This window comes from Pseudoxanthomonas sp. LjRoot204_2 (assembly GCF_056175765.1).
Genome location: NZ_JBGFFG010000106.1, coordinates 1 through 8,925, shown reverse-complemented (window position 1 = coordinate 8,925; position 8,925 = coordinate 1). Strand labels below are relative to the sequence as shown.

Here is an 8,925-nt window from a genome sequence, read left to right as displayed (position 1 = left end):
GGAGATCAGCAGGCCGAGCGTCAGGTTCGCGACGATCAGCAGGCAGGCGGCGATGTAGACGTGCAGCAGGCTGCCACCCAGCGGCACCTGGAACAGCCACATGCCCAGCGCCAGCACCACCGTGGTCTGGACGAAACCGGTGGCCACGTAGGGCAACACCTTGCCGATCATCAGTTCTGCGCTGCTGACGGGCGTGGCGATYAGCAGTTCCATGTTGCCGCGCTCGCGTTCGCGCACGATGGCCACGCCGGTGAACAGCACCATCGTCATCGTCAGGATCACGCCGATCAGTCCCGGCACGATGTTCACCGCCGAGCGCCGCTGCGGGTTGTAGAAGCCGACCACGCTGATCGTGCGCGTCGCCAGCGGGCTGCTGCTGCCGTCCAGCGGCATCTGCGCCAGTTGCGCGGCAGCGCTCTGCACGGCGTTGTCGCTGCCGTCGACGAAGATCTGCACGGCCTCGCGGCCTTCCGCCCGGCGGYGCTCGTAGTCCGGCGGAATCACCACGCCGATGCTGATCTCGCCCTGGCGCATCGCCTGCACGAGTTCCTGCGGCGTCGCAGCTTCCTTCGTCGGGGTGACCACGCCGGTGGCGACGATGTCCATCATCAGCGCGCGCGACGCGGCCGTGCGCGACTGGTCGGCGATGCCGGCGGACAGGTCGCGTAGGTTGGTGTTGATCGCGTAACCGAACAACAGCAACTGCATCACCGGGATGCCCACGATCATCGCCAGGGTGATGCGGTCGCGCCGCATCTGCCGCAGTTCCTTCACCATCACGGCCATCAGGCGGCGGAACTTCATGCGGTCTCCTCGCGCGCAGGCTGGCCGCGCGTGGCGGAGACGAACACGTCTTCCAGATTGGCCGGCGCCGCCGACACCTCCGCGCTGATGCCAGCCGTGCGCAGGCCCTGTGCGATGCGGTCCGCGGCCTGTCCGTTCTCGGCCAGCAGCACGCGCAGCACGTTGCCGATCTGCGCCACGCTGATCACGCCGGGCAGGCCGACGAGGACTTTCTGCGCCTGGCGCGGCTCCGGCGCGTCCACGACCAGCGTGCGTCCGGCGAGCTCCCCCGTCAGCGCATCGGGCGTGCCGTCCGCGACCAGCACGCCACGATCAAGGATGGCGATGCGATGGCAGCGCTCGGCCTCGTCCATGTAGTGCGTGGACACCAGCAGCGTGGTGCCGGCGTCGGCGAGCTCGAAGAGCTTTTCCCAGAAATCGCGGCGCGATTCGGGATCGACCGCGCTGGTCGGTTCATCGAGGAACAGCAGCTCCGGCGAATGGATCACCGCGCCCGCGAGCGCGAGGCGCTGCTTCTGCCCGCCGCTCATCGTGCCGGCCAGTTGCTTCTGCCGGTCCTGGAAGTGGTACTGCTCGACCAGTTCATCGATGCGACGCCGCGCCTGCGCACGCGGGATGTCCTGCACCGCTGCGAGGAACTCGAGGTTCTCGCGGACAGTGAGGTCTTCGAACAGCGAGAATTTCTGCGTCATGTAGCCAATGCGCGTACGCAGCTGCTCGGCTTGTTCCGGGATGCGCAGGCCCAGCACTTCGATGGCGCCCGCGGTCGGCGTCAGCAAGCCACACAACATGCGGATGGTGGTGGACTTGCCGGAACCATTCGGCCCAAGGAAGCCGTAGACATTCCTACGCGGCACCTGGAGGTCGACGCCGTTCACCGCAACCAACGCACCGAAGCGCTTGGTCAGCCCGCGGACGCGGATCGCCATTCCCTCGTCATTCGTCGCCATCGGACACCACATGCAGCGGCGCGCCTACCGGAAGGCTGGCGGCGTCCTTGCCCAGGCTGATTTCAGCGAGGTAACTCAGACGCGCGGCGTCCTGACCGGTCAGCGCGAAGTACGGCGTGAAGCTGGGCTCGCTCCGGATCATCCGCACGCGGCCCGCGTGTGTCGCACTCTCGCCCCCCAGGCGCACGCGCACGGTGTCGCCGACTTTCAGCCGGTTGCGTATCGCCTGCGGCAGGTACACGCGCGCATACGGCGCATCGCCGACCAGCATGACCGCGAGGGGCGCACCGACCGGCGCCTGGTCACCCAGCTTGTAGGGAAGGCTGTCGATGCGGCCCGCACGTGGCGCGACGATGGTGAGCTTTTCCAGCGTCACCGCCTGCACCCGTGCCTGTGCATCGGCCGAAGCGACGGCGGCCTCGCCTTGGGCGAGCTGTTCGACGCGCGTGCCGTGCTCCAGCTCCAGCAGCGCAGCCTGCGCCACGCGCACTTGTGCCTGCGCGCTCTGCGATGCCGCGCGCGCACGATCCACCTCGGAGGCCGCCACCAGGCGCTGGCGTCCCAGCGGTTGCAAGCGCGCGTAATAGGCATCCGCATCCCGGACTTGTGCCTGCGCAGCGGCCAGGCTGGCACGCGCCTGGGCGATGGCCTCGACGCGTGGGCCGGCGCGCAGTTCTGCCAGGGCTTCGCGACTCTGCGTGGCTTGCGCCTGTGCGGCGGCCAGTTGCGACTGGGTGCGCGCCAGTTCGAGCTGCAGCAACGGCGCGCCTGCGGCCACCTGCTGGCCTTCGCGCACGTCGATGCGCACGATTTTCTCGGCGACCGGCGACGGCAGCGTCACCCGGTCCCACTCCAGCGTGCCGAGCGCCTGCGGCGCATCCGGCTTGCAGCCGGCCAGCACCATCAGCGCGATCGCGAGGGTCGCGCGGGTCGGTTCATTTCGCATGGTCGAGCTCCAGGCCGCGGTCCAGCAGCACCAGCGTGTGCCGGCGCAGGTCGTCGAAATCGATGTCGTCGGCGCCGAACAACTGGCGCCAGATCGGCGCGCTGGCCATCGGGAACATGGTCAGCCCGATCAGCGAAACCATCAGCAGGCGGGGATCGAGGTCGGGGTTGAGTCGTCCGGCCTGCTGTGCGGCGGCGAAACGACCCGCCATCATCTTCGGGAGCAGCGGGCCGACCTGGCCGATCATCACCTCGCGCAGCGCGCCGCCCTCGCACAGGATTTCGCGCACCCAGAGGGTCGGCAGCCAGGGATGCTGCGCGACCACGCCGCCGATGCCCTGCACGAACCCGGCCACCAGCCCCGCCACGTCGCCCTCACCCGCCTGCATCACCGGTGTGCGCATCTGCGCCACCACCGGCAAAAGCCGCTCGGCCACGACCGCCGCTTGCAACTGGGCCTTGTCACCGAAGTAGTAGTGCACCAGCGCCGGGGTCACGCGGGCTTCGCTGGCGATATCGCGCAGGGAGCTGGCGGCGATTCCCTTCCTGACGAAACAGCCCAGCGCGGCGTCGAGCAGCGTCTCGCGGAGATCGGCGGATTCGGCGGTCGGGCGACGGCCGCGCGCGCGCCTGCGCGGCGTGGCGGTCGTTGTGCCGTTGGCGGCCATGTCGGTCTTGGGTGGTTTCGAAGAGGTCATGACTTTATTTAATTTATGATTTAATTAAATTTCAAGCGACATCCGACGAGCGGCGCGTGATGGTCCGCCTCATCGCCGCCGGGTTACGCTGCCGCCCGTCCTTGTATCCAATGGAATCGCCGCCATTTCCCCCGACAGCCCGCGCCTGTGGGTGTTCACCCTGGAAGCCCGTCCGCAGCCCGACAGCCCTGATTTCGTGGAAGCCGGCGGGGCCTTCGTCACCTGCTACCTGCGCCCGGATTTCGTGCCGGATCCGATGCATCGCGCCATCGCCTTCGTCCGCGAACAGGGATGGGAGGTCGTCGCCGTGGAGGACGAACCCGTGCGGATCGAGCGCCATGACGCGCCGGAGGAGGAACACTTCGACCAGGCCCTCGTCGACGACGAGGTCTACGTCTTCCACCAGTGGCCGGTGGACGACGCGGACGAGCACACCCGTCACTAGCGCCACGCCTTGAGACCCCTGCCTGCCCCATGACCGCACCCAGCCACCACGAATTCACCCTGCAACCCGAGAACGTCGAGCGCCTGGCCAACCTGGCCGGTCCGTTCGATGCGCACCTGCGCCAGATAGAACTGCGCCTGGGCGTGGAGATCGCCAACCGCGGCGCCATCTTCCGCGTCACCGGGCCGGAGAAGTCCGCTGCGGCGGCAGAGAAGCTGCTGCATGCGCTGTACGAGGAAACCGCCAGCGAGACCTTCGACAGCGAAGCCATCCACCTGCGACTGAACGCCGCCAACGTCGACCGCATCGCCGACGAGGACTACCAGCCACAGGACGTGGCCATCAAGGTCAAGCGCGGCACGGTGCGCGGCCGTGGCGCCAACCAGGCCAAGTACCTGCATGCCATCGCCACCCATGACATCAACTTCGGCATCGGTCCGGCGGGCACCGGCAAGACGTTCCTGGCCGTGGCCAGCGCCGTCGAAGCATTGAACGAATCGCGCGTGCAGCGCCTGATCCTGGTGCGCCCGGCGGTGGAGGCCGGCGAGAAGCTCGGCTTCCTGCCCGGCGACCTCACCCAGAAAGTCGACCCCTACCTGCGCCCGCTGTACGACGCGCTGTACGAGATGCTCGGCGTGGAAAAGGTTGTCAAGCTGCTGGAGAAGAACGTCATCGAGATCGCGCCGCTGGCCTACATGCGCGGCCGCACGCTCAACGACGCGTTCGTGATCCTGGACGAAGCGCAGAACACCACCATCGAACAGATGAAGATGTTCCTGACGCGCATAGGGTACGGGAGCACCGCCGTCGTCACCGGCGACCTGACCCAGATCGACCTGCCCAAGCACCAGAAATCCGGCCTGAAGGACGCGCTGGAGGTACTGCGCGGCGTGGACGGCATTTCGTTCAACTTCTTCACCAGTCGCGACGTCGTGCGCCATCCGCTGGTCGCGAAGATCGTGCGGGCTTACGATGCACGCGACGGCAAGGACGCGGAGATGGAACCGGCCGCGTGACGAACGCGGTCGAGCTTGCCCGACCGCTTTGCCCCGCAGGATGATGGCGCCACGAGCAGTCGAGCGGGCTCGACTCTACCGAGACATACCCCATGACCCAAGGTCCCGTCCGCCTCGAAGTCGCCGTGAACTACGCCCTGCCGCGTGTCGGCATCCCGTCCGCGGTGAGTTTCCGCAAGTGGGTGGCGGCGGCGCTGAAGGGCCGCATCCGTGAGGCGGACCTGGCCATCCGCATTGTCGACAGCAAGGAAGGCCGCGCGCTCAACCGGCATTACCGCGGGCGCGACTATGCGACCAACGTGCTGAGCTTCCCGGCGGAGATGGCGGAAGGCGTCAAACTGCCGAAGGGCGTGAAGATGCCGCTGCTCGGCGACCTGGTGATCTGCGCGCCGGTCGTCGCGCGCGAAGCGAAGGAACAGAAGAAGCCACTCGCCGCGCATTACGCCCACATGACCGTGCACGGGACGCTGCACCTGCTCGGCTGGGACCACGARGACGACAAGGAAGCCGAATGCATGGAACAGCTCGAGCGCGGGATCCTGGCCGAACTCGGCATCGCCGACCCCTACGCGGAAGACTGATCGCATGCGTCGCACGTCCTTGTCCGCCCCGTTGCTGGCGCTGCTGCTCCCGCTGTCCGCCACCGCGCAGGAAGCATCCGTCGACCTCGCCGCCCTGATCGAATGCCGTGGCGACCTGGCCCGGCTCATGGCGTTGGCGCCGGCGCTTGAAGACCCGCTAAAGGCGGTCGCCCAGGGCTGGCAGCCGTTGCCGCAGGCGAACATGTTCATGACCGAATATCGGCTGGCGTCGCCGATCCGGGTGTTCGGGCACCAGACAGCCCACATCGCGTTTTCCGGCGGTGGCGTGGTCGCCCTGCTGGACCTGCCCGATCCACGCACCCTGGCCAGGCAACTGGCGCTGGAGACCGCCATCGACACGCCCGAGAAGGCGATGTTCGGCAAGGAAGTCCGCAGCGAGGAAACCCTCGACCCGGACACCGGCAAGGTCATGATCGACTCGGCGGTGCTCAACGTCAGCAACGTGTCGTCGCACCCGGGCAAGACCCTCGTCGGCTGCAGTTACAGCCTGGACCTGCTGGAGGACGAGCCCGCGGACACGCCTGCCGACCCCGGCCAAGCGCCTGCGCCAGCGGTCCAACCGGGTTAGACTGGCCGCCACGCCCCGCACGGGCGACCTTTCCGAAGAGATGTCAGAAGACGACAGTACCCTCGCGCCGGATGGCTCCGACAAACCGTCGGAGAAGCGGCGCACCTGGCTGGACCGCCTCAGTTCGGCGTTTTCCGGCGAACCCAGCACACGCGACGATCTGGTGGCCATCCTGCGCGATGCGCAGTCCGACGGCCTGATCGCGGGCGACACACTGAAGATGATGGAAGGCGCCATCGCGGTCGCCGACCTGACCGTGGGCGACGTCATGGTGCCGCGCGCGCAGATGGTCTCGCTGCCGGTGGAGGCGCGCTTCCTTGATCTGATGAAGGATGTGGTGGAGTCCGGCCATTCGCGCTTCCCGGTGCATGGCGAGAACAAGGACGAGATCCTCGGCATCCTGCTGGCCAAGGACCTGCTGCGCGGCGTCGTCGCCGACAACGGCCCGGGCAGCGTGCGCGAGTTGCTGAGGCCCGCGGTGCTCATTCCCGAATCCAAGAAGCTCAACCTGCTGCTGAAGGAGTTCCGGCTGTCGCGCAACCACATGGCGATCGTCGTGGACGAATACGGCGGCGTGGCGGGCCTGGTGACCATCGAGGACGTGCTGGAGCAGATCGTCGGCGAGATCGACGACGAACACGATGACGCCGAGGACGGTGCCGCACTTATCGCGGCGCAGGCCGACGGCCAGTTCGTCGTGGATGCCTTGACGCCGATCGCCGATTTCAACGAGCGCTTCGGCGCCGACTTCCTCGACGACGAATACGACACGGTCGGCGGCCTGGTCACCGCCGCCATCGGCCACCTCCCGGAAACCGGCGAGGAACTGACACTCGGACGCTTCATGTTCCGCGTGGCGCGTGCCGATGCRCGGCGCGTGCACGCCTTCCACGTCGGCGTGCTGGCCGATGCGTAGCGCGGCCACGCGCCTGGCGCTGCTGGGCGCACTGTGGTTGCTGGCGGCGACGGCATGGGCGGCACCGCGGATCGGCGTGGCAACGATGCAGCCGGGCGAGGTGTTTTTCGAGCGCTTCGGCCACAACGCCATCGTGGTGATCGATCCCGCCAGCGGCGATGCGATCTCGTACAACTTCGGCTTCTTCGATCCGGGCGAAGCGGACTTCGTTGGCAACTTCGCCCGCGGCCACATGATGTATTACCTGGTCGCACTGCCGTTCGAACAGGACCTGACGCAGTACCGCGACAGCGGACGCGGCGTGTCGCTTCAGTGGCTGGACATCGAGCCCGCGCAGGCGCAGGCGCTGGCCGATGCGTTGGCCGAACGGGCCAAGTCCGAGAACGCGCGCTACCGCTACGACTACTTCACCTCCAACTGCTCCACCCAGGTGCGCGACGCGTTGGACGCCGCGCTCGGCGGCCGGCTGAAATCCCAGCTGGCCGGACGCTCRCGCGGCAACACGTTCCGCAGCGAGGCCGTGCGGCTCGCCTCGCCCGCGACGTGGATGTGGCTGGGCTTCGACCTCGGGCTGGGTCCGAATGCGGACAGGCCCATGTCCCGATGGGAGGAAGCGTTCGTGCCGATGCGCCTCGCCGACAGCCTGCGCGAGGCGAAGAATGCCGTGGGTCGACCGCTGGTGCAGTCGGAGATGCAGTTGCTGCCGCACCGCATCGCGGCAGAGCCTGTCGAGACGCCCCGCCGCTGGCTGCCGTGGCTGGGTGCGGGCGTGCTGGTTGCGATCGTCATGGCACTGGCGGGTCGACGCTGGCCGCGCGCGCTCGTCGCCGTGGCGCTGCCGTTCTGGCTCGTCTGCTTCATCGGCGGCTCGCTGCTGGTCTATCTGTGGGGTTTCAGCGACCACTGGGCCGCGTGGGCGAACCGCAATCTGCTGCTGCTCAATCCGTTGTGCGTGCTGCTCATCCCCGGCGCAATTGCCGTGCTGCGCCGCCGCACGCCGCCGCGCTGGTTCGGTTGGTTGCTCGTGGCCATCGGCGCGGGTGCGCTGGCCGCGTGGTTCCTGCACTGGCTGCCGTTGCGGCTGCAATACAACCAGACCTGGATCGCCCTGCTGCTGCCGGTGCACCTGGCGCTTGCATACGTATTCATGCCGCGACGCTTGTCGCACTGAGCCCCGCCACGCACGATGCGGCCCTCTGCCTATCGCGAGGGTCGCATGCTCCGTTTCCTCTCCACGTTTGTCGTGCCCCTGACGGTCGTGTTCGCCGTCGCCTCCTCCGCGCACGCCGGCCCCGGCCCACGCGTCACCTCGCCGGACGGTTCCCTCATCGTCGAGCTGTCCACCGACAACGATGGCCGCCCCGCGTACGCGGTATCGCGCAAGGGCCAGCCGGTCATCGCACCGTCGCGGCTCGGCTTCCTGCTGCTGGACGCGCCGAAGTTCGAGCGCAACATCGAGATCGTGCAGCCGCGTACGCGCGCGTTCGACGAAACGTGGGAGCAGCCCTGGGGCGAGCGCCGCTTCATCCGCAACCACTTCAACGAACTGACGGTCACGCTGAAGGAGAAGGCCAAGCCCTTCCGCAGCTTCGACGTGGTATTTCGCGTGTTCGACGACGGCGTCGGCTTCCGCTATCGCTTCCCGAAGCAGCCCGGCCTGGAGCAGGTGAAGATCAGCGAGGAGCTGACCGAGTTCTCGCTGGCCCGTGACGCGACCGCGTGGTGGATTCCCGCCGGGGAATGGAACCGCGAGGAATACCTGTACCACCGCACGCCCGTGCAGCAGGTCGGCGATGCGCAGACGCCGATCACGTTCAAGTTCGAGGACGGCACCCACCTCTCGATCCACGAAGCCGCGCTGGTCGACTACAGCGGCATGAACCTGACCCGCGTCGAAGACCGAAAGCTGAAGGCCGCCCTGACACCGGGCATCGGCGAAGGCAAGGTGGTGCGCGCCGCTCCGTTCGACACGCCCTGGCGG

11 protein-coding genes are annotated in these 8,925 nt (G+C 67.8%); 7 read left to right on the top strand and 4 right to left on the bottom strand.

The window, feature by feature from the left end:
* The 4 genes from AC04L7_RS07000 to AC04L7_RS06985 form a co-directional block, all read right to left on the bottom strand.
* Positions 1 to 804: ABC transporter permease (locus tag AC04L7_RS07000; RefSeq protein WP_475512740.1), on the bottom strand; the 804-nt coding region annotated here is incomplete at its 3' end.
* Positions 801 to 1,727, bottom strand: coding sequence for an ABC transporter ATP-binding protein (locus AC04L7_RS06995; RefSeq protein ID WP_436001075.1), 927 nt, complete (start codon positions 1,725 to 1,727; stop codon positions 801 to 803). The genes AC04L7_RS07000 and AC04L7_RS06995, both read right to left, overlap by 4 nt.
* A gap of 13 nt (positions 1,728 to 1,740) precedes the next feature.
* Positions 1,741 to 2,700: an HlyD family secretion protein gene (locus AC04L7_RS06990; protein ID WP_435999866.1), complete on the bottom strand. Its 960-nt coding sequence runs from the start codon at positions 2,698 to 2,700 to the stop codon at positions 1,741 to 1,743.
* A complete protein-coding gene (locus AC04L7_RS06985) occupies positions 2,690 to 3,397 on the bottom strand; it encodes a TetR/AcrR family transcriptional regulator (RefSeq protein WP_435999868.1) in 708 nt (235 codons plus the stop codon). The genes AC04L7_RS06990 and AC04L7_RS06985 overlap by 11 nt, the downstream gene beginning before the upstream one ends.
* A 151-nt stretch (positions 3,398 to 3,548) precedes the next feature.
* Between AC04L7_RS06985 and AC04L7_RS06980 the strand changes: the two genes are divergently transcribed.
* The 7 genes from AC04L7_RS06980 to AC04L7_RS06950 form a co-directional block, all read left to right on the top strand.
* A complete protein-coding gene (locus AC04L7_RS06980) occupies positions 3,549 to 3,842 on the top strand; it encodes a hypothetical protein (RefSeq protein ID WP_299346283.1) in 294 nt (97 codons plus the stop codon).
* A 29-nt stretch (positions 3,843 to 3,871) separates the two neighbouring features.
* Complete coding sequence (locus AC04L7_RS06975) at positions 3,872 to 4,858, top strand: PhoH family protein (protein WP_435999871.1); 987 nt, start codon at positions 3,872 to 3,874, stop codon at positions 4,856 to 4,858.
* 92 nt (positions 4,859 to 4,950) lie between these two features.
* Positions 4,951 to 5,439 (top strand): rRNA maturation RNase YbeY, encoded by a 489-nt coding sequence (gene ybeY, locus AC04L7_RS06970; protein WP_296278803.1) that lies wholly within the window; start codon positions 4,951 to 4,953, stop codon positions 5,437 to 5,439.
* Positions 5,440 to 5,443: 4 nt separating this feature from the next.
* On the top strand, positions 5,444 to 6,028 hold the full coding sequence (locus AC04L7_RS06965) for a hypothetical protein (RefSeq protein WP_435999873.1): 585 nt from the start codon (positions 5,444 to 5,446) through the stop codon (positions 6,026 to 6,028).
* A gap of 40 nt (positions 6,029 to 6,068) precedes the next feature.
* Positions 6,069 to 6,944, top strand: coding sequence for an HlyC/CorC family transporter (locus tag AC04L7_RS06960; protein ID WP_296278805.1), 876 nt, complete (start codon positions 6,069 to 6,071; stop codon positions 6,942 to 6,944).
* A complete protein-coding gene (locus AC04L7_RS06955; protein WP_475512739.1) occupies positions 6,895 to 8,115 on the top strand; it encodes a lipoprotein N-acyltransferase Lnb domain-containing protein in 1,221 nt (406 codons plus the stop codon). The genes AC04L7_RS06960 and AC04L7_RS06955 overlap by 50 nt, the downstream gene beginning before the upstream one ends.
* A gap of 45 nt (positions 8,116 to 8,160) precedes the next feature.
* Positions 8,161 to 8,925: glycoside hydrolase family 97 N-terminal domain-containing protein (locus tag AC04L7_RS06950; RefSeq protein ID WP_475512738.1), on the top strand; the 765-nt coding region annotated here is incomplete at its 3' end.

What these genes read in the sequence shown, in the direction of transcription:
- AC04L7_RS06975 (WP_435999871.1), top strand. Translation starts at nt 3,872, where the DNA reads ATGACCGCACCCAGCCACCACGAATTCACCCTGCAACCCGAGAACGTC.
- AC04L7_RS06985 (WP_435999868.1), bottom strand. Translation starts at nt 3,397, where the DNA reads ATGACCTCTTCGAAACCACCCAAGACCGACATGGCCGCCAACGGCACA.
- AC04L7_RS06965 (WP_435999873.1), top strand. Translation starts at nt 5,444, where the DNA reads ATGCGTCGCACGTCCTTGTCCGCCCCGTTGCTGGCGCTGCTGCTCCCG.
- AC04L7_RS06990 (WP_435999866.1), bottom strand. Translation starts at nt 2,700, where the DNA reads ATGCGAAATGAACCGACCCGCGCGACCCTCGCGATCGCGCTGATGGTG.